Source organism: Pantoea stewartii subsp. stewartii (assembly GCF_008801695.1).
Classification (GTDB): domain Bacteria; phylum Pseudomonadota; class Gammaproteobacteria; order Enterobacterales; family Enterobacteriaceae; genus Pantoea; species Pantoea stewartii.
In genome coordinates this window covers 42,614-62,821 of the sequence record NZ_VZPF01000006.1, presented here as the reverse complement: position 1 = coordinate 62,821, position 20,208 = coordinate 42,614, and the positions used below count along the sequence as shown (strand labels likewise).

Annotated in this window: 14 protein-coding genes, 1 tRNA gene and 1 pseudogene; 9 read left to right on the top strand and 7 right to left on the bottom strand. The window is 53.9% G+C overall.

Going from position 1 to position 20,208, the window contains the following annotated elements; genetic code table 11:
• Window positions 1–165: 165 nt before the first annotated feature.
• From F7Q90_RS02890 to ssuD, 3 genes are all read right to left on the bottom strand, one after another.
• A complete protein-coding gene (locus tag F7Q90_RS02890) occupies window positions 166–1,575 on the bottom strand; it encodes an LLM class flavin-dependent oxidoreductase (RefSeq protein ID WP_006120224.1) in 1,410 nt (469 codons plus the stop codon).
• 71 nt (window positions 1,576–1,646) lie between these two features.
• On the bottom strand, window positions 1,647–3,059 hold the full coding sequence (locus F7Q90_RS02885) for an FAD/NAD(P)-binding protein (protein ID WP_006120225.1): 1,413 nt from the start codon (window positions 3,057–3,059) through the stop codon (window positions 1,647–1,649).
• 15 nt (window positions 3,060–3,074) lie between these two features.
• The gene (gene ssuD / locus F7Q90_RS02880; protein ID WP_006120226.1) at window positions 3,075–4,247 is read right to left on the bottom strand and encodes an FMNH2-dependent alkanesulfonate monooxygenase; all 1,173 of its coding nucleotides are present in this window, start codon (window positions 4,245–4,247) and stop codon (window positions 3,075–3,077) included.
• A gap of 274 nt (window positions 4,248–4,521) precedes the next feature.
• Between ssuD and F7Q90_RS02875 the strand changes: the two genes are divergently transcribed.
• Together F7Q90_RS02875 and F7Q90_RS02870 are read left to right on the top strand one after the other, a co-directional pair.
• A complete protein-coding gene (locus F7Q90_RS02875; RefSeq protein ID WP_006120227.1) occupies window positions 4,522–6,411 on the top strand; it encodes an aliphatic sulfonate ABC transporter substrate-binding protein in 1,890 nt (629 codons plus the stop codon).
• Window positions 6,412–6,505: 94 nt separating this feature from the next.
• Window positions 6,506–7,452: pseudogene (locus tag F7Q90_RS02870) on the top strand (sulfonate ABC transporter substrate-binding protein).
• 401 nt (window positions 7,453–7,853) lie between these two features.
• Here the strand turns inward: F7Q90_RS02870 and F7Q90_RS02865 are convergent.
• The 4 genes from F7Q90_RS02865 to pmrA form a co-directional block, all read right to left on the bottom strand.
• A tRNA-Ser gene (locus F7Q90_RS02865) sits at window positions 7,854–7,941 on the bottom strand.
• A gap of 197 nt (window positions 7,942–8,138) precedes the next feature.
• Window positions 8,139–8,678, bottom strand: a complete 540-nt coding sequence (gene msrA / locus F7Q90_RS02860) for a peptide-methionine (S)-S-oxide reductase MsrA (RefSeq protein WP_006120229.1) — start codon at window positions 8,676–8,678, stop codon at window positions 8,139–8,141.
• A 337-nt stretch (window positions 8,679–9,015) separates the two neighbouring features.
• On the bottom strand, window positions 9,016–10,083 hold the full coding sequence (gene pmrB, locus F7Q90_RS02855; protein WP_006120231.1) for a two-component system sensor histidine kinase PmrB: 1,068 nt from the start codon (window positions 10,081–10,083) through the stop codon (window positions 9,016–9,018).
• The gene (pmrA, locus tag F7Q90_RS02850) at window positions 10,080–10,766 is read right to left on the bottom strand and encodes a two-component system response regulator PmrA (RefSeq protein WP_006120232.1); all 687 of its coding nucleotides are present in this window, start codon (window positions 10,764–10,766) and stop codon (window positions 10,080–10,082) included. The genes pmrB and pmrA overlap by 4 nt, the downstream gene beginning before the upstream one ends.
• Before the next feature lie 846 nt (window positions 10,767–11,612).
• Here pmrA and otsB point away from each other — a divergent pair.
• From otsB to cheA, 7 genes are all read left to right on the top strand, one after another.
• Complete coding sequence (gene otsB, locus F7Q90_RS02845) at window positions 11,613–12,401, top strand: trehalose-phosphatase (RefSeq protein ID WP_006120233.1); 789 nt, start codon at window positions 11,613–11,615, stop codon at window positions 12,399–12,401.
• A complete protein-coding gene (gene otsA, locus F7Q90_RS02840) occupies window positions 12,398–13,834 on the top strand; it encodes an alpha,alpha-trehalose-phosphate synthase (RefSeq protein ID WP_006120234.1) in 1,437 nt (478 codons plus the stop codon). Before otsB ends, otsA begins: the two co-directional genes overlap by 4 nt.
• A 1,160-nt stretch (window positions 13,835–14,994) precedes the next feature.
• Window positions 14,995–15,345: a flagellar transcriptional regulator FlhD gene (flhD, locus tag F7Q90_RS02825; RefSeq protein ID WP_006120236.1), complete on the top strand. Its 351-nt coding sequence runs from the start codon at window positions 14,995–14,997 to the stop codon at window positions 15,343–15,345.
• On the top strand, window positions 15,345–15,923 hold the full coding sequence (gene flhC, locus F7Q90_RS02820) for a flagellar transcriptional regulator FlhC (RefSeq protein ID WP_006120237.1): 579 nt from the start codon (window positions 15,345–15,347) through the stop codon (window positions 15,921–15,923). The genes flhD and flhC overlap by 1 nt, the downstream gene beginning before the upstream one ends.
• Window positions 15,924–16,054: 131 nt before the next feature.
• Window positions 16,055–16,942, top strand: a complete 888-nt coding sequence (motA, locus tag F7Q90_RS02815; RefSeq protein ID WP_006120238.1) for a flagellar motor stator protein MotA — start codon at window positions 16,055–16,057, stop codon at window positions 16,940–16,942.
• Window positions 16,939–18,198 (top strand): flagellar motor protein MotB, encoded by a 1,260-nt coding sequence (motB, locus tag F7Q90_RS02810; protein ID WP_006120239.1) that lies wholly within the window; start codon window positions 16,939–16,941, stop codon window positions 18,196–18,198. The genes motA and motB overlap by 4 nt, the downstream gene beginning before the upstream one ends.
• Before the next feature lie 11 nt (window positions 18,199–18,209).
• Window positions 18,210–20,201 (top strand): chemotaxis protein CheA, encoded by a 1,992-nt coding sequence (cheA, locus tag F7Q90_RS02805; protein WP_170317974.1) that lies wholly within the window; start codon window positions 18,210–18,212, stop codon window positions 20,199–20,201.
• The last annotated feature ends 7 nt before the right edge of the window (window positions 20,202–20,208 follow it).

Below are 20,208 nucleotides of genomic sequence, written 5' to 3'. Positions count from 1 at the left end.
CCTTTATAAGCAGTGCATACGCAGTAAACAAACATGAAAAAGTGATAAGGATTGCTTTAATTTCAATAAGTTATTTTTTATTTTCAGGCATGAAAAAGACCGGAAACGTGGGCACGCTTCCGGTATGGGTTGGGTGAATCAGGCTAACGAAGCCGTCTCGTTATGTTATGAGGCTTCAGCAGGGACGATCAGGCCCGCTGACGAGGGCGTGCGTCGGTAGCTGGCACCAGGATGAGGATGAGTAAGGCGATCGCCCAGCCCAAAAAGTTTCTCACGTAACGTGCCGGGCTGGTAATCCTGCTTATATACGCCGCGTTTTTGCAGTTCCGGCACCAGCAGGTTCACGACGTCAGCAAAGGTTTCATGAGTAACGGCATAAGCCAGATTAAAACCGTCAACGTCTGTTTCCTCCACCCAGCTCTGCAGTTCATCTGCCACGGTTTCGGTGCTGCCCACCAGCAGCGGCCCAAAGCCGCCAATGCCTACCCAGTCGGCCATGTTTTGCACCGTCCATTCACGCTGCGGATCGGCGGTCGAGAAGCTCTCTACAACAGACTGAATCGCATCGGTATGAAGATGTTTAAACACCTGATCGGGTTGATACTGACTAAAGTCAATGCCGGTCCAGCCGGAAATCAGGGCAAGGGCACCTTCGTGGCTGACATAACGTTTGTAATCCTGCCATTTGGCCTGGGCCAGCTTATCGGTCTCGCCCACGATCACGGTTTGCATATTGAAAATGAGAATGCTGCGCGGATCGCGTCCGGCCTCCTCTGCGCGCCGACGAATATCGGCCACGGTTTTCCTGAGCAGCACCTTAGACGGCGCGGCAACAAACACGCACTCGGCATGTTGCGCGGCAAAAGCTTTACCGCGGCTGGAGGCACCCGCCTGATATAACACCGGCGTGCGCTGTGGTGACGGCTCACACAGGTGAATGCCCGGCACCTGGAAAAAGGTGCCCTGATGGTTGATCGGATGGACTTTGTTCGGATCGCTGAAGATATGGCGCTCCCGGTCGCGAATAACGGCGTCGTCTTCCCAGCTGCCTTCCAGCAGTTTATAAACCACCTGCAAATACTCATCTGCATAATCGTACCGGGCATCATGACGGGTTTGCGTGGCCTGGCCCAGATTGCGTGCGCCGCTTTCCAGATAGGAGGTGACGATGTTCCAGCCAATCCGCCCTTTGGTAAGATGGTCCAGCGTCGACATCCTGCGCGCAAACGGATAAGGATGCTCAAACGAAAGCGAGGAGGTCAGGCCGAAACCGAGATGCTGAGTGACCATCGCCATTGGGATGATCAGCGCCAGCGGATCGTTAACCGGCACCTGAGAGGCACTGCGAAGGGCGGCATCATTGTTGCCGTTAAAAACATCATAAATGCCCAGTACATCGGCGATAAACAGGCCGTCAAATTTACCGCGCTCCAGCAGCACGGCTAAGTCTGTCCAGTATTCCAGGTCTTTGTACTGCCAGGAGCGATCGCGCGGATGCGCCCACAGGCCGGGTGACTGATGACCCACGCAATTCATATCAAAGGCATTTAAGCGGATTTCACGTTGTTTAGGCATAGCAGGCTCCTGAGCGGATGCGGCACGCCGGTGCCGCCCACTTTTTAGGGGGATAATAAACAGGTAAGTGATTAGTCAGTCAGTGAAAGGGGACATCGCTCGTTTAGCGTAGCGGTTGTGAGATTCAGCAGTTGACGGGCAACCGCTTCCGCATGCATTGCCACCTGCGGCAGGCCCATCAGTTCACCAAACCGACCGCGGGCCGCGGGACCGACCACATACAGATGGGAATTGCTGTGGCCCTGTGCCGTTCGCGTCTGCGACAGGGCATTGACATCAATGCCAAGCGCTAAAGGATCGGGCCGGATGACGCCGTCATCACACAACTGGCGTAGCAGGGCATCATGTTGTACCAGTTTCCCGTGCGCCGGGCCGGTGGTCACGATCACCTTATCCACCTCCCGCGTCACGACTTCGCCCGAGCGAGTTTGCAGATGCAGCCGTACCGCAGAATGGCTGGACTCTGCCGCCGTCAGCCGCGCCGCCATCACCTGCAACGATCCGTTTTCCTGCCGCGCGTTCAGCACCTGGCCTGCCTGTGGCGCAATGCGGTAGCGGTGCACATCCCACCACGGCCGCAGATGGCGCAGAAAGCGCCGTTGCTCATTCAGTGGCAGGCTCTGCCAGAGGGTCTGGCCCTGCCGACGAACCTCATCAAAGACGACCTGCCACGGAAGCCCGCGCGCCGCCGCCTGACGCATGTCCTGGCGGATGCGCCGTAACCAGCAGCGCACACCCGCTGGCCTGGCAAGGTGCCCTTCAAGCGACCAACTGAGGTCATGCTGACTGATATTGGGCCGGGGAAGTTGTCCACGGCGTGAAAACACGGTGACAGGGCCGCGGTGCCCCTGGCGATCCAGCGTGGCCACCATATCCGCCATCGTTAAGCCGCTGCCCACAATGGCGATGCGCTCCTCCGGACCGACAGAGGCGAGGGCTTTCTCCTGCCAGGGATCGGCGATGATGGCGGGATGGTCAGCCAGTGCGGTTAACGCGCCAGGCAACGACGGCGCGGGATGACTGACGGCCAGGACCACAATGTCGGCGGCAAGGTGTGTGCCGGCGGCGGTGCTGACCGTGCCATCCCGGAAAGCCACAGCGCGATCCTGCAGATGCGCCAGAACGACAGGCGACTCACGTTGTGCCGCCTCGAACTGTGCATTGACCCAACGGGCAAACTGCCTGCGCTGAGGATAGACATGACCATCGTGCCAGCGCGCGGCGGGATCGCTGACATATGCATCAGAGGCGCGATACCAGCGATCAAAGCTGCCTTCTTCATCTCCCGCCAGCTGCATGCGTGACGCGGGTACATTAAGGCGGTGAGCCGGATCGGCCGTCGAGTAGGCAACGCCCTGCGCCAGCTGCGACCGGGGTTCGATGAGCGTGACACGCAGTCCGGCCTGGCCCAGACGACCCAGATGCACGGCCAGCGCTGTCCCGCTAAATCCACCGCCCACGATGACAATATGCTGCTCTGACATAAACCGCCTCATTTGTTAGCTGGCACTGGCGCTTTTTTCGGGACGACGATCGCCACCGATAGTTTCACCAAAGGGACCTGTATTCACGCTGCGCTGTGCTTTCCCGGCGTGCGTCGACAGCGGCAGCAGTGGCATCAGTAACTCGGCTACCCGGTGCGCTTCTTCCAGATGCGGATAGCCCGACAGAATAAAGTTATCAATGCCCAGCGCCTGGTATTCCCGAATACGCGCTGCCACCTGCTGAGGGTTGCCGACCAGTGCAGTGCCCGCGCCGCCGCGCACCAGTCCGACGCCTGCCCATAAATTGGGGCCGATGCGTAAGCCTTCGCGTGAACCGCCGTGCAGTGCACTCATGCGCGCCTGGCCCGTAGAATCCATACGGGCAAAGATCTTCTGAGCGGATGCAATGGTTTCATCATCCAGATGAGCTATCAGTTTATCGGCTGCTGCCCAGGCTTCCTCTTCGGTTTCACGCACAATAACGTGCAGTCGAATGCCGTAGGACAACGCCCGGCCACGTTCCTGCGCCCGCTGGCGCACAACGTCCAGTTTGGCGGCAACCTGCTCAACGGGTTCGCCCCAGGTGAGATAAGTATCGACCTGACTGGCGGCCACGTCGACCGCATCGTCTGACGAACCACCAAAGTAGAGCGGTGGACCGTCGGCCTGCACAGGCGGAAACAGAATTTCAGCGCCCTCCACACGAATATGTTCACCGTGGAAGTCCACTTTCTCGCCTTTCAGCAAACGGGAATAAACCTCCAGGAACTCCCGCGTGACCTGATAGCGTTCGGCATGACTCAGGAAAATACCGTCGCCTTTATTTTCCACCGGATCGCCACCCGTCACCACATTGATCAGTAAGCGCCCGTCTGACAGACGGTCCAGCGTTGCCGCCATGCGCGCCGCCAGGCTCGGCGGCTGCAACCCCGGCCTGACCGCCACCAGATAACGCAGCTGTTTAGTGATGGGGGCCAGAGCCGCCGCCACCAGCCAGGAATCTTCACAACTTTTACCCGTGGGGATCAGTACGCCGTAGAAACCCAGATTGTCTGCCGCCAGGGCGACCTGTTGCAAATAGGGCAGATCGACCGCTCTGCCGCCCTGGGTGGTCCCCAGATAACGTCCGTCACCGTGGGTGGGTAAAAACCAGAACAGATTAATGTTTTTCGCAGAGGCTTCAGGCATTAGCAGATTTCTTTATAACGATATTTGAAATTGGCAAATGAAAAGCAATCTTTCAGTTATAAAGCCATTAGCAGAATACGTGCCAACTGTGTCTGGTCATTTTTTCCTTTGAATTTATAGCGTTATGATTTCAGCGTTCAGGTACGCGCTGTTGCATATGCAGCAGGCGTTGAACTTCAGTGCTGCATTTGCAGCACAGGGTCTCAGCCCGTGGCTCGTTTCCCTTCACGCTTAGCGTTATCGTGAGCGCTCAGTCACTTTGCAGGTATTCGCTATGGAACACGCTGGTCCCGATTTAATTGACCCGTCTTCTCTGGCCTTCAAAAGTATCCTGGATCGCCTGGCACCCACGGATGCCACGGTGTTAATCATTGGCGAAACCGGCACCGGTAAAGAGGTGATGGCGCGCTATCTGCATCACCACAGCCCGCGCCGCCGCGCGCCCTTTGTCGCCGTGAACTGCGGCGCACTGACGGAAAGTCTTGCCGAGTCAGAACTGTTTGGGCATGAGAAGGGCGCGTTTACCGGTGCCACGGAACGTCATCGTGGCTGGTTCGAGGCGGCGCAGGGCGGCACGCTGTTGCTGGATGAGATCGGTGAACTCAGTTTGCCGCTCCAGGTAAAACTGTTGCGCGTATTGCAGGAGAGAGAGATTACCCGGGTAGGTTCATCTCAGGCTATAAAGGTAAATGTTCGGGTGCTTGCCGCCACGAACCGCGACCTGACCGGTGCGATTGCCGAACGGCGCTTCCGCGAGGATCTTTATTACCGGCTGAATGTGGCCAGCGTGGCGCTGCCGCCTCTGCGCGAGCGCCGTGAGGATATACCGGTGCTGGCCGCGCATTTTCTGCAACACTATGCGCGCCGACTGGGCCGACCTCAGCTGCGTCTGAGTGAGGAGGCGATCGCGACGTTAAGCCGGTACGCCTGGCCGGGCAATATTCGGGAGCTGGAAAACACATTACATAATGCTGTTCTGCTCAGCCAGGAAACACTCATTGGCCCCGGGCATCTGCGTCTGGGCCACGTGACTGAGGCTGAACCGGTGCCTGAACAGGATGTGATTGATCAGTTTATCCGGCAGCAACTGCAGCACAGTGAAACGCCCCTGTATCCCAGAATTATTGAATCCTTAGTGCGCAATGCCTATGCGCTGAGTCAGGGAAATCAGCTCCAGGCGGCAGCGCTGTTGGGGATCAGCCGTCACAGCCTGCGCACCCATCTGGGCCACTGCGGCATCATTAAGCCGCGCCGCAGCAGCGTCATCGCGCCATCGCGTGCTTTGACAGACTCTGTGGTGCAGGAGCGCGAGTTGCGTATTGGTTACCAGAAGTTCGGCAATCTTGGCATTCTCAAAGCCCGTCAGCATCTTGAGCAGCAGCTGGTGGGCCAGAATGTCCGCGTGTTGTGGAGTGAATTTCCTGCGGGGCCACAGTTGCTGCACGCCCTGCGCGATCAGGAAATTGACTTTGGTACGACAGGCGAAGTTCCGCCACTGTTTGCCCAGGCCGATCAGGGCACCATGGTCTATGTGGCCTGGGAACCGCCTGCGCCGCAAAGTGTTGCCCTGATGGTCGCCAGACACAGCGCCATCACGACGATTGCCGATCTCAAAGGCAAGCGCATTGCGGTGAATAAAGGTTCTAACGTCCATTTTTTGGTGCTGCAGATCCTCGATGAAGCAGGACTGACGCTGGACGACGTGCGTATCGTGTATGCCCCACCGAAATATCCGTTAACCGCCAGCGACCTGAATGCGGTCGATGCCTGGATGATGTGGGACCCTTTACTGAGTGAGGCCGAACGTGGCGATCAACTGCGCGTCATTGCCGATGGCGTGGGCCGGGTCAGCAACCATCAGTTCTATCTGGCGGATCGCCAGTTTGCTACGCATTCACCCGATTTACTGCGCCTGTTGATGACCGCGCTGGAGCAGACTGGCCAGTATATCGATGCCCATCCGGCCGAGGCTGCCGGGTTACTGGCAAAGGAGTTGGGCATGTCCGACAGCGCATTACGTCAGGCGCTGGCGCGGCGTAGTCATCGAACTCAGGCGATGAACTTAGCGATTATTCGCGAGCAGCAGAGAATCGCCGATCGTTTCTATGCGCTCGGTCTGTTTCCCCGCGCCATCAACGTCCGGGACAGAGTCTGGCCGCAATGACGTTTTATGACTAAGGACAGAACTTATACGCATTAAGCCCTCAGGCACGGATTTGTTATGTTGCGCTGACAACACCTTCGTTCAGGACAGAAAAATGAGAAAAATAGTGATAAGCGCACTGATTGCGCTCGCTCAACTTGGCACCTTCGTGACAGCACAGGCGGAAGACAAACCCCAGGTCGTGAATATTGGTTTTCAGAAAGCGAATATTTTTGCGCTGCTGAAATACCGTGGCACGCTCGACAGCGAATTTAAAAAGCAGGGCATTGATGTGCGCTGGGTGGAGTTCCCGGCAGGCCCGCAGATGCTGGAAGGGCTTAACGTAGCAGTATCGATTTGGCGGCCACCGGCGATGCGCCTCCTGTTTTCGCGCAGGCGGCACAGGCCGATCTGGTCTACCTTGGCCACTCGCCGGCCAACCCGCAGACCGAGGCCATTGTGGTGCCGGCCGATTCCACGATCAAAAGTGTCAAGGATCTGAAAGGCAAGCGCGTGGCGCTGAACAAAGGATCGGATGTTAATTATCTGCTGGTGACTGCGCTGGAGCAGGCGGGGCTGACGTATAAAGATATTACGCCGGTTTATCTTCCGCCTGCCGATGCCCGGGCCGCCTTCCAGCGCGGTGCTGTCGACGCCTGGGTTATCTGGGACCCGTATTTGGCCGAAGTCGAAACCACGGCCCATGCGCGCCTGCTGAAAAATGCCGAAGGCTTAGTGCCGCATTACACTTTTTTCCTGGCCAGCCGCAAATTTGCTGATGGTCATCCCGAGACGGCGAAACAGGTGCTGAACGCGCTGAGTCAGCTGAGCACCTGGGCAAACAGTCATCAGGCTGACGCCGCAAAAATCCTTTCCGGCTCCACGGGGTTGCCTGTACCCATCTGGCAGCGCGCGCTGGCCCGCATGCCGTTTGGGGCGGAACGTATGACGCCCAACGTGTTTAACGAACAGCAGGCGCTGGCCGATAAATTTACCCAGATCGGTCTGTTGCCAGTGAAGGTGAATGTCAGCAGCGCGACGTGGGCACGGGATAAGCAGTAACGCGTGAGCGCGAGTGCTTTAAAGGCCTGCGGGTGAACCGTCAGGCCTTTTTTATTGGGGGCGACAGAGGACGATAGAGAAGGATTCACTCGCTGCGCTCGCCCTTCGGGTGGCCTGTCGGCCATGCAAAACGGCGTTGCCGTTTTGTCGTTCCCCGGTCGGGGGTTCTCATCCCCCTCTCAGGAGAACATACAAAAAAAAGTCCAGAGGTGAGTCTGGACGCTTCTTCAAATCTGGCGGTGAGAGGGGATTCACTCGCTGCGCTCGCCCTTCGGGTGGCCTGGCGGCCATGCAAAACGGCGTTGCCGTTTTGTCGCCCCCCGGTCGGGGGTTCTCATCCCCCTCTCAGGAGAACATGCAAAAAAAAAGTCCAGAGGTTAGTCTGGACTCTTCTTTGAATGTGGCGGTGAGAGGGGGATTCGAACCCCCGATACGTTGCCGTATACACACTTTCCAGGCGTGCTCCTTCAGCCACTCGGACACCTCACCGCAAATTGTTGCTGACCGCGCTGGGTCAACGGGGCGCTACTATAGGGAGTCGACCTGAAACGGTCAAGCACTATTTTTTTCTTTTTTTCTATTCGCTTAAGCTCTGAACGAATCGCGTTAAGGCTGCGCAAAATCGGGTTTTTTAATCACAAAACGCCCGTTTTTACGCAGTGTAAAGTCCGCTCAGCGGCAGGCGGTTACTGGGCGGTTTTAACCCGACTGGCAAAACTCTTGCGCAGCTTTTGCAGTTTAGGGGGAATCACCGCCATGCAATAGCCGTTTCGCTGGCCGGCACCTTCCCAGTAGTCCTGATGATAACCTTCTGCCGGATACCAGGCCTTTAATGGCTCAATGGTTGTGACAATCGGTTTATCATGATCCTGCTGAGCGCGTGCAATCGCGGCACGGGCTTCAGCTTCCTGCTCGGGTGTTTCGGGGAAAATGGCGGAGCGATACTGAGTGCCGATGTCATTGCCCTGGCGATTAAGCTGTGTTGGATCATGCGTGGCAAAGCTGATGTCCAGCAAATCGCCATAGCTGACCTTCTCAGGATCAAAGCCAATGCGAATGGCTTCTGCATGACCGGTGGCGCCACTGCAGACCTGCTCATAGGTCGGATTAGGGCGCTCGCCGCCGGTGTAACCGCTTTCGACTGACTCAACGCCAATCACGTCTTTAAAAACCGCTTCTGTACACCAGAAACAGCCGCCTGCGATTACTGCATATTCGATTGCCATAAATGTTACTCCTGTCTGGTCTGAAGGAAAGAGGTGGGGATGACGTCAGGCATTTTCAATATCTCTGAAGACGTCAGCGTAAAGAGAGCCGCGTTAAACGCCGTCTGATGTGGGGCCTTTTTGTCACACGATGCGTTTAGCGTAGCAGGGAATGTAGCGCTTAATGTTTCCTTAACACAGGGCAGCGATACTGAGGTGGATTCTACAGGAGACGCTATGAAAACCACGACTGTTACTGCCACCTCTTTCGTATCACGCCCATTCAGCGAGTACGTTGCCGTTATTCTTGCCGTCAGCGCTGTCATCAGCTTTCTGGCCTGCTGGTTTGTGAACTGAATCAGTCCACCGCGAAAAGGACCCTGGCCAGGCAACCTGAACGGTCAAGGCGATTTTCCAGCAGAAACTGTCCATGATGTAACTGCACAATCCGACTGACGATACTCAGGCCCAGCCCAATGCCACCATAGCGCGTATCCATGCGGACAAAGGCTTTGCTTAACTCGCCGCGCCTGCTTTCATCAATGCCGTCACCTTCGTCTTCCACGATCAGCGTCGGGCCTAGTGTGTTTTCAAGCCGCACGGTGATATTACTTTCAGATGGGCTGTAACGGTGGGCGTTTTCCACCAGATTGCGCAGAAGCATTCGTAACAGGATCGCATCACCTTTCACCCTGAAGCTATGCTCAACATCAAGGGTTAACGTTTGATGACGCACGGCAAGCATCGCACTCAACTCCGCTTCCATAGGCACAATCACTTCATCGATGAGGGCAACCTGCTGGTAGCTGCCTGAGGTAAACTGCTGGCCGGCACGGGTCAGCTGCAGCAACTGGGCAACATTTCCTGTCATCTGATCCAGACGATGTAATAAAGGTTGCGTATCGACGGCCTGATTTCGTTGTAGCAACTCAAGATGTAAGCGTAAACCTGCCAGCGGCGTTCGCAGCTCATGGGCCACATCGGCCGTAAACAGGCGTTCACGTTCCAGACTGTCTGTCAGACGTGCGACAAGGCGATTCACAGAGTGCGTAACAGCGTCAATCTCCTGCACCGATCCGGAAAAGGTGATAGGTTCCAGGTTTACCTCGCTCCGGTTCTCCAGTTCACGCTGCAACTGATAGAGCGGGCGGGTAATCCAGCGTACCGCCTGATAGCACAGGAGCAGCGGCAGCGTAATCATCACCAGACTGGGCAGGGCAAGACTCATCACGGCTTCGCGGACTTCTTTATGGACATGCCGGTCCATGTTGCGGTTATGCAGATGCGCCTCAACTAAAAATTGCACCTGTTCCTGACTTTCATGCCAGAGCCAGGCCACGCTGATGAGCTGGAAAAACAGCATAATGAGGCCAATCGTGAGAAGCAGCCGAAAACGCATGGTCGTCCCGGTGCGGTCAGTATTCATGTCTCGGGCATCTCGTTATCGGTTTTGGAGGGGGACAGGGCATAGCCGAAGCCGCGAACCGTTCTGATCATGCTTTTGCCGATCTTGTCACGCAGGTTGTGGATATGCACTTCCAGCGTATTGGTCGAAGGCTCGTTATCAAAATTATAGATATCCTGATACAGCAATTCGCGGTGCACCGGATGGCCCGCTTTGAGCATCAGGCGAGACAGAATCGAAAACTCTTTAGGGGTGAGATCAAGCAAGGCGTGGTCCAGATGGATCTGGCGATGGGTCATATCCAGCGACAGGTTGCCCACCTCCACGCGCGTATCCCCGTGGTTAACATGACGTCTGATAAGGGCACGAATCCTTGCCAGCAGTTCATCCAGCGCGAAAGGCTTGATCAGATAGTCATCGGCACCTGCATCCAGCCCGGCGATGCGCTCATCAATCGTGTCCCGCGCGGTAAGAATCAATACAGGCTGCATCTGCTTCTGACGGCGAAGACGCTGCAGAAAGTGCAGTCCATCCTCATCCGGCAGGCCGACATCCAGCACGATCAAACTGTAAAGCCCGCTGGCAAGATGAGCTTCCGCGGAACGGACCGTTGAAACCGCATCGCAGACATAGCCCGTGCCTTCCAGCGCCAGAACAAGACCTTGCAGCAGCAGAGCATCGTCTTCAACAATTAATATTTTCATAAGCGCTTAACAGGATACCTCTTTTGTATCAGTACCGATGACCGGACACAGCAATAGCGGGTCGCTCTTCCGCGAACTCACCTTGACAACCTTGTCCGGCAAGCGGATAAGGCAGGCCGTCCCGGTTTCGTCGGCTGTGCCTGCTTTGGGCAAACATGCCGGGATTGTTGCTGACATGACGAATGTTGTCACTCAACTTAGCTCAGCGGAAACGTTAATTAAAGATGAGATAAAGGGGGCTGCAAATCAGCCCCTTTTCGTCTCGCCCGGCATAATGCCTTAACCCGTAATAAGACGTTTTATCAAATGCGAAAGGGCAACATGACGGGCGGACTATTAATATAAAGGCGGAATAATAAAAAATGTTATTTTATCCGGGTTGAATCATTAGTGAATGTCTCCATTATTATTGCGCTAATACATTCGCATTAACGCGCAACAATGAAAGTCAGACGGTAATAAGTGAACAGTATGGATAAGAAAGATTAGGAAAACCTTAAACAGGACCATTTATTACATTTTTATTTCTTTTTTGCAGGCGCAAAATAAGTCGGCGTGAGCAGGCCGGTAATCGCCATTATTGCCAGCAGCAGAATTAAGCGTGACGGCTGGCACAGGAAATGCATATTTCTGGCAGAATGCAGGATTGCGTCTACACTTTATGGGGCGACAACGACAGTCAGTGAGTTTTTCAGCACTTAACGCGTATGTTTTTGGAGAAAGAGTTACCGAATTGCAGGGTTTTACCGCGCAGTCTCCTTACTTCATTCGGCCTTGCGCCGACCTCTTGCTGAACGCTCTCTGCTGCGATGTCCTGATGATGAACCCGTTTACAGGAGAAGACACGTGACCCAGACGGCAGAAAGTAATGCCTCGTTTCCGTCATTGAGCGGCGGTCTGTATGCCTTCTTTTTTGATGTTGATGGCACGCTGGCAGCGATACAGCCCCAGCCGGATGCCGCTTTCATTCCAAAACAGGTTGTAGCAGAGCTGCAACGCCTCTCTTCTTTATGCCACGGCGCGCTGGCGCTGGTATCAGGTCGTCCTGTTGAGCAACTGGATGCGCTTGCGGCACCATTGCACGCGCCGGCTGCCGGCGTGCATGGCGCTGAACGTCGTGACGCGGAGGGCAAGGTGCACCGCGTGTCACTGCCCGAAGAGACTGAACGTCAGCTAAAACAGATGCTGGAAGCCGAAATGGCCCACTGGCCAGATACGCAGCTTGAAGCGAAAGGGATGGCGTTTGCCCTCCATTATCGTCGGGCGATGGCACATGAGCAGGACATATTGCACCTTGCGCAGGCCGCCGTCGAACGTTTCTCGGGTCTGACATTGCAGCCCGGAAAGTGTGTGGTTGAAATTAAACCGACCGGCATTGATAAAGGCGCGGCTGTGCAGGCATTTATGCAGGAAGCCCCGTTCGCGGGACGTATTCCGGTGTTCATCGGTGACGATCTGACCGATGAGAAAGGCTTTGCCGCCGTCAATGCCATGCACGGGATTTCCGTGAAAGTGGGAGAAGGCGAAAGCCAGGCACGTTATCGTTTACATGACGTTACGGATGTCTATGCCTGGCTGGAAAGAACACGATTACAATTAGAGCAAGATAACGTTGGTAAGGAGTTTAGGTTATGAGTCGTTTAGTTGTTGTATCTAACCGTATCGCCATGCCAAATGGGAACAAAACCAGCGCGGGCGGCCTTGCCGTTGGCATCCTGGATGCGCTGAAAAGCACGGGTGGACTGTGGTTTGGCTGGAACGGTGAGATAAGTGAATTTTCGGGTGAGGAAGAAAACCCGGTATCGGTAACGGAGCACGATGGTATTGAATATGCTTCCTTCCCGCTGAGCCAGAACGAGTACGATCTCTATTATTGTCAGTTTTCTAATACCGTTATCTGGCCTGCTTTCCATTACCGCTTAGACCTGGTGCAGTTCCAGCGTGAAGCCTGGGAAGGATACTGCGAAGTTAATGATGCCGTCGCGCAGCGCCTGAAACCGCTGATCAAGCCTGACGACATTCTGTGGATTCATGACTACCACTTCCTGCCGTTTGCCGCAGCGCTGCGCCGGGCAGGCATCAACAACCGCATCGGTTTCTTCCTGCATATTCCTTTCCCGACGCCCGAAATTTTCAATGCGCTGCCGCCGCACAGAGAACTGCTGGAAATGTTGTGCGAATACGATCTGTTAGGATTCCAGACGGAATCTGATCGCGTCGCCTTCCTCGACAGTGTGAGCCAGCTGACGCAGTTGCAGAATAAAGGTGACAAAAAACATCGCGCCTATGGCAATACCTTTATGACGGAGGTGTACCCGATAGGGATTGAACCTGACAGCATTAAGGAGATGGCTGAAGGGCCATTGCCACCCAAAATGGCGGCGATGAAGAAGGAGCTGGGCGATGTGCGCAATATCATTGCCTGCGAACGTCTGGATTACTCGAAAGGCTTGCCGGAACGCTTCCTGGCGTATGAAGCGCTGCTGGAAAACTACCCGCAGCATCACGGCAGGATTCGTTACTCGCAGATTGCGCCAACGTCTCGTGGCGATGTGCAGGCCTATCAGGATATTCGTCATCAGTTAGAAACCGAGGCAGGGCGCATCAACGGGAAATACGGCACCCTGGGCTGGACGCCACTCTATTATCTTAACCAGCACTTTGACCGTCGTTTATTGATGAAAATTTTCCGTTTAACGGATGTCGGCTTAGTGACGCCGTTACGTGACGGGATGAACCTGGTGGCGAAGGAGTACGTGGCGGCGCAGGACCCGGACGATCCGGGTGTGCTGGTACTGTCCCGTTTTGCCGGTGCGGCTAACGAGCTGACGTCCGCGCTCATCGTGAACCCTTATGACCGCGATGAAGTGGCCGCGGCGCTGGATAAAGCGATTACCATGCCCCGTACCGAGCGTATCTCACGCTATAACGATATGATGGCGGTACTGCGTAAAAACGACATCACCGCATGGCGCGAAAACTTCCTGCGTGATCTTGAGAAGATTGCCCCGCGGAGTGCCGATCACGGCATGGCAAATAAGGTTGCCACCTTTCCGAAACTCGCCTGACAGCAGAGCAAGCCAGGGAAGGCTTGCTGTGCGTTACATCCCGCCGCTTTTGCATACACGCTGTTGCTAATGATTGTCCCCTAACTCAAAAGCGCTTTTGCGTCGCCAGGCGTCCGTCTGACGGCAAAGTGGCGTAAAAATGTGCAATTAACACCACCATTCACTTTCTTTACCTGTTTAAGCTGAAGTTCTCTTCATTCCTGCCGATAGTTAAAATGCATAAAACTCTCCTGCCTGCAATTCATTCATATCCTTAATGTAACTCCTTGTTACATCGGTGTACGCTCTCTAAACGGGTTGCTTTCAGCCTTTACGACGGATTGTCAGAAAGCGTGTAATCAGAATTGTCGGCCTTCTGCCCCTGTTTTCCCTTCTTTTTGTCTTATCACCTAACTGACTAATTTAAATACAAATAATGCGCGCTATAGGTAGCATATTCCACTGGTTTTATGGTTTTGGCTGGTTCTAAATATGGTGCAAATTCCATTCATTGAGATAAACAGGAATTCTGCCTGCCTTACAGAATCATCCCTGATTTTTGTAGCCAATTAAGTCCAGCTCAGGACAAATCCCTGTAAAAAAAACGTCAAATTGCGCAAAAAACAGACAGTGAGGAAGGGATAATAAAGCGTTACTGAAGAAAATAGAGGATAAAGTGTGATCTGCGTCACACTTTATCTAAAATTTCACCGAACTGTCGTTGTATGTAAGGATCATCCGATATAGATTTGCCTTGTTTTCGGATTAGTCTTAAAAAAAGCAAGCAAGCCTCAGGGAAGAAGGTTATCGACTTAAGAATAAGGTGGACTGAAAAGATTGACTTCTGACCGGACAGACAGGGTCGCAAAAAGAAGCAGAACTCAGAACCATTGCTTTTTATGTCTAATTATTTTGCCATCTTTAGATTTACCAACCAGCAGCTCGATACGCAGAGATGTCATCTGCGGTAAGTTACGTCGGGCTTTGTTGAATAATAGGTAATCATTCTGTTTTGTCTGCACTGTTTTGGTAGAAAACGCTGATGCCAGACAGAACACCGTCATACGCAAGCATGTAACGCATTGATTTTATGTTATCTGAAACAACCGTTTTCATAGTACCACAGCATAAAATCCATTTATTCAACAAAGCCGTTACGTCGCGTCTCTCAGGATGGAAAAATGGGTACATCTGAATTACTAAAACATATTTACGATATCAACTTGTCATATTTACTGCTCGCGCAGCGATTAATTAACCAGGAAAAAGCTTCTGCGATGTTTCGCCTCGGGATCGATGAAAAGATGGCTGACGCATTGTCTGAATTAACCTTACCTGAAATGGTGAAATTAGCTGAGACCAACCAACTTGTGTGTCAGTTTCGTTTCACCGATAGCACCGTTATTAATCGCCTGACGCAGGAATCACGTGTGGATGATTTACAACAAATCCATACCGGGATTCTTTTATCCAGCCGTTTATTACGCAGTGCGTCGAAAGACGCCGCGCCTACTAAAAAGAGGGCGGTATAATGGGTGAGAAAAGTATTGTTCAGGAAGCGCGTGATATTCAGCTCGCTATGGAGCTGATCACACTGGGTGTGCGCTTACAAATGCTGGAGAGCGAGACGCAGCTGAGCCGCGGTCGCTTGATCAAACTCTATAAAGAGTTGCGTGGCAGTCCACCCCCTAAAGGTATGTTGCCATTCTCGACTGACTGGTTCATGACTTGGGAACAGAACATTCATGCCTCAATGTTCTGTAATGCCTGGACGTTTTTACTGAAAACCGGTTTGAGCAAAGGGATTGATGCGGTGATTAAAGCCTACCGCCTTTATCTCGAGCAGTGCCCGCAATCGGACGAGGGCCCGCTGTTGGCGCTAACACGCGCCTGGACCTTGGTGCGATTCGTTGAAAGCGGTATGCTGGAATTATCAGATTGTAAATGCTGCAGCGGCAGCTTTATTAATCATGCACATCAGCCTGTTGGCAGCTTTGTCTGCAGCCTGTGCCAGCCACCATCACGTGCCGTAAAAAGACGTAAACTTTCTGCAGATACTGCCGATATCTTTCCACAACTGCTGGATGAACAGGTTAAACACGCCGTTTAAATTTGTTCGCAATGTGGAAGTCATCCAGCAGCGGTTAATCCCGCTGCTTTTTTTTTGCCTCCACAGGGTGAACATCTCCGGTTTCTCTGGCTTAACGTCGACCAACACGTTACGGACGTAAGGATTTTTCTGTGCTGATAATTTTAGGTTACATCGTTGTATTAGGTTCCGTGTTGGGCGGATACGCTTTAGTGGGCGGCCATCTTGGCGCGCTTTACCAGCCTGCAGAACTGCTGATGATCGCCGGGGCGGGCGTCGGCGCGTTTCTGGTGGGCAACAACGGTAAATCGATCAAGAAGACCCTCAAAGCTCTGCCGCTGCTGTTCCGCGGCTCGAAATACAACAAAGCGGTGTACATGGATCTCATGGCACTGCTTTACCGGCTGATGGCGAAATCTCGCCAGCAAGGCATGTTATCGCTTGAGCGTGATATTGAAGATCCCGCCCAGAGTGAAATTTTTGCTAATTATCCCCGCATCTTAGCCGATAAACAGTTAGTCGACTTCATCACCGATTATTTACGCCTGATGGTGAGCGGCAACATGAATGCTTTCGAAATCGAAGCATTGATGGATGAAGAGATTGAAACCTATGAACACGAGTGTGAAGTGCCGGCACAAAGTATCGCTGCCGTCGGCGATGGCCTGCCCGCTTTCGGTATCGTTGCGGCGGTAATGGGCGTGGTTCATGCCCTGGCGTCAGCTGACCGTCCAGCCGCCGAGCTGGGGGCACTGGTGGCACATGCCATGGTGGGAACGTTCCTCGGGATTTTACTGGCATACGGTTTTATTTCGCCTCTGGCGTCGGTATTACGTCAGAAGTGTGCTGAAACGACCAAGATGATGCAGTGCGTGAAAGTGACATTGCTTTCCAGCCTGAACGGTTATGCACCGCAGATCGCCGTCGAGTTTGGTCGTAAAACGCTTTATTCAGCTGAGCGTCCATCGTTCAGCGAACTGGAAGAACACGTTCGTAACGCGAAGAACCCGGCTAAACAGACTTCGGATCAGACCTCATGAAACATGGCAATCGCCCAATTGTGCTGATTAGAAAGCGCAAACATAAAAAACATGAAGGAGGACATGGCTCATGGAAAATCGCCTATGCCGACTTTATGACGGCGATGATGGCATTTTTTATGGTGATGTGGCTGCTGTCGATCGCCAGCCCACAACAGCTTATCCAGATAGCAGAATATTTTCAGACGCCCTTAAAAGTGGCGCTGACGGGTGGACAGAGAAGTAGCGACAGTAGCAGCCCGATCCCAGGCGGAGGAGACGATGCTACGAAGAAAGAAGGTGAAGTCAAAAAGGTTGTGGATATGGATGCGCAGAAACGCAAGCTGGATGAAATTCGCCTCAACCGTCTGCGTGAAAAGCTCGGCCAGTTAATCGAAGCTGATCCGCGCCTGAAAGCGCTGCGTCCGCACCTGATTATTAATATGGTTGATGAAGGGCTGCGTATTCAGATCATCGACAGCCAGAACCGCCCGATGTTCAAGACCGGCAGTGCAGAAGTTGAACCTTATATGCGTGATATTTTGCGCGCGATTGCCCCGATTTTGAATGACATCCCTAACCGTATCAGTATCGCGGGCCATACGGATGACATTCAGTATGCGACCGGTGATAAAGGGTACAGCAACTGGGAATTGTCAGCGGACCGTGCCAATGCGTCACGTCGTGAACTGGTGATTGGTGGGCTGGATGGTGGAAAGATTCTGCGTATCGTCGGCATGGCAGATACCATGAAACTGAAAAATCGCGGCGGCGATGATGCCGTTAACCGTCGTATCAGTTTGCTGGTGTTGAACCATGATACCGAAGCCGCGATTGAGAAAGAGAACGCAGAAAGTGACGCGGTTCAGATTAGCGATCCCTCTGCGTTGGAAAAAGTGACCGCGCCGTCAGCACCCGGCAGTAATGCGGCTGATAAAACATCTTCCAAACCTGCAACTGCCACGTCGGCGGATGCAGTGAAAACAGCGAACTCCGCACCGTCAGCCGCATCGACGAGCGCAGAGAAAGCCGCGACCGCAGCCTCGTCAGCGTCATCGACGAGCGCGGTGAAAACAGCAGCCTCCGCATCGTCAGCCTCACCGGCGGTCGCGGCGAAAACAGCGACCTCCGCGACGTCAACCTCTTCGGTTCGTGCGGTAACAACAATAACGCCTGCACCGTCAGCCCTACCGGCGGATGCAACGAAAACAACCTCCGCACCGCCAGCGTCTTCGGCAGGTGCGGTGAATACAGCAGCCCCCTCACAGCCGAGGTGATTCCCGTGAGCATGGACATCAGCGATTTTTACCAGACGTTTTTTGATGAAGCCGATGAGCTGTTAGCGGATATGGAGCAACACCTGTTGGGACTCGATCCCCAGGAGCCAGACTCTGAACAGCTTAACGCCATCTTCCGCGCCGCCCACTCGATTAAAGGCGGAGCCGGAACCTTTGGTTTTACGGTTTTACAGGAAACAACCCACATCCTGGAAAACATTCTGGATGGTGCTCGTCGCGGCGAGATGCAGCTCAGCACCGACATCATCAATCTGTTTTTGGAAACTAAAGATATTATGCAGGAACAGCTAGATGCTTATAAAACCGCGCAAGAGCCTAACGCGGAAAGCTTCAAGTATATCTGTGAAGCATTACGCCAGCTGGCGTTAGAGGCGAAAGGTCAGCCGGTTGAAGCACCGGTTGTGGTTGCGCTTGAAACGCCTGTCAGTCAGGCAGAATCCGCCTCCTCTGATGCTGAAGGTGTTCACCTGCAGTTGGTCGACCTGAAAGAAAAAGATATCGACCTGATGCTGGAAGAGCTGGGTAATCTTGGCACGCTCAGCAACGTGAAGAAAGGCAGCAATACGCTTGAGTGCCACATTACCGGCGTAGGCAAAGACGACATTATTGCTGTGCTGTGTTTCGTTATTGATGAAGCGCAGATTCGCTTCCCGGGTGCTGACGCTGCCGCGGCGGTAGCCGAAAGCGTGGATGCGCCTGCGGTTGCCGATGTTCAGACTGCGACCGTGACCGAATTGCCGGTTGCCGCGGTGAAACGCGAAAGCAAACGCGCTGCCGCGCCCGCGAAGACCAGCGAATCAAGCAGCATCCGTGTTGCGGTTGAGAAGGTTGATCAGCTGATTAACCTGGTGGGTGAACTGGTGATTACCCAGTCAATGCTGGCACAGCGTTCAGGTGAACTGGACCCGGTCGCGCACGGCGAACTGTTGAACAGCATGGGGCAGCTTGAGCGTAATGCGCGTGACCTGCAAGAATCTGTGATGTCGATTCGTATGATGCCTATGGAGTACGTCTTCAGTCGCTTCCCACGTCTGGTGCGTGATTTGGCCAGCAAGCTGGGCAAAGAAGTTGAACTGACGTTACTGGGTAGCTCGACGGAACTCGATAAGAGCCTGATCGAACGTATCATCGATCCGTTAACGCACCTGGGGCGTAACAGTCTTGACCACGGCATCGAAACCCCGGAGAAACGTATTGCGGCAGGTAAGGTTGCCACAGGTAATCTGACACTGTCAGCAGAACACCAGGGCGGCAACATCTGTATCGAAGTGTCAGATGACGGTGCGGGCCTTAACCGCGAACGTATCCTGGCAAAAGCTCTGTCATCGGGCCTGCCGGTGCATGAAAACATGAGCGATGAAGAAGTCGGCATGTTGATTTTCGCGCCAGGTTTCTCAACGGCAGAGCAGGTCACCGACGTATCTGGCCGCGGTGTGGGCATGGATGTGGTGAAACGTAACATTCAGGAAATGGGTGGCCATGTTGAAATTGCCTCAAAACAAGGCAAAGGCACCACCATCCGTATTCTTCTGCCGCTGACGCTGGCGATTCTGGACGGCATGTCAGTACGCGTAGCGAACGAAGTCTTTATTCTGCCGTTGAATGCGGTGATGGAATCGTTACAGCCGCGTGCTGAAGAGCTGAAACCCCTGGCGGGCGGCGAATGTGTTCTGGAAGTGCGCGGCGAATACCTGCCACTGGTTGAACTGTGGAACGTCTTTGACGTGAAAGAGGCGAAAACCGAAGCGACGCAGGGCATTGTGGTGATTCTGCAGAGCGCGGGCAAGCGTTACGCTTTGCTGGTGGACCAGTTAATCGGTCAGCACCAGGTTGTGGTCAAAAACCTGGAAAGCAACTATCGCAAAGTTCCAGGTATTTCAGCCGCCACCATCCTCGGCGATGGCAGCGTGGCGCTGATTGTGGACGTTTCGGCGTTGCAATCACTTAACCGTGAAAAACGTGTGGCCGGCGCTGCCGCCTGATTGATAA

Excerpts from the sequence above, each read along its gene's own strand:
- F7Q90_RS02890 (WP_006120224.1), bottom strand. The coding sequence starts at position 1,575 with ATGCCTAAACAACGTGAAATCCGCTTAAATGCCTTTGATATGAATTGC.
- F7Q90_RS02885 (WP_006120225.1), bottom strand. The coding sequence starts at position 3,059 with ATGTCAGAGCAGCATATTGTCATCGTGGGCGGTGGATTTAGCGGGACA.
- ssuD (WP_006120226.1), bottom strand. The coding sequence starts at position 4,247 with ATGCCTGAAGCCTCTGCGAAAAACATTAATCTGTTCTGGTTTTTACCC.
- F7Q90_RS02875 (WP_006120227.1), top strand. The coding sequence starts at position 4,522 with ATGGAACACGCTGGTCCCGATTTAATTGACCCGTCTTCTCTGGCCTTC.
- msrA (WP_006120229.1), bottom strand. The coding sequence starts at position 8,678 with ATGGCAATCGAATATGCAGTAATCGCAGGCGGCTGTTTCTGGTGTACA.
- pmrB (WP_006120231.1), bottom strand. The coding sequence starts at position 10,083 with ATGAATACTGACCGCACCGGGACGACCATGCGTTTTCGGCTGCTTCTC.
- pmrA (WP_006120232.1), bottom strand. The coding sequence starts at position 10,766 with ATGAAAATATTAATTGTTGAAGACGATGCTCTGCTGCTGCAAGGTCTT.
- otsA (WP_006120234.1), top strand. The coding sequence starts at position 12,398 with ATGAGTCGTTTAGTTGTTGTATCTAACCGTATCGCCATGCCAAATGGG.
- flhD (WP_006120236.1), top strand. The coding sequence starts at position 14,995 with ATGGGTACATCTGAATTACTAAAACATATTTACGATATCAACTTGTCA.
- flhC (WP_006120237.1), top strand. The coding sequence starts at position 15,345 with ATGGGTGAGAAAAGTATTGTTCAGGAAGCGCGTGATATTCAGCTCGCT.
- motB (WP_006120239.1), top strand. The coding sequence starts at position 16,939 with ATGAAACATGGCAATCGCCCAATTGTGCTGATTAGAAAGCGCAAACAT.
- cheA (WP_170317974.1), top strand. The coding sequence starts at position 18,210 with ATGGACATCAGCGATTTTTACCAGACGTTTTTTGATGAAGCCGATGAG.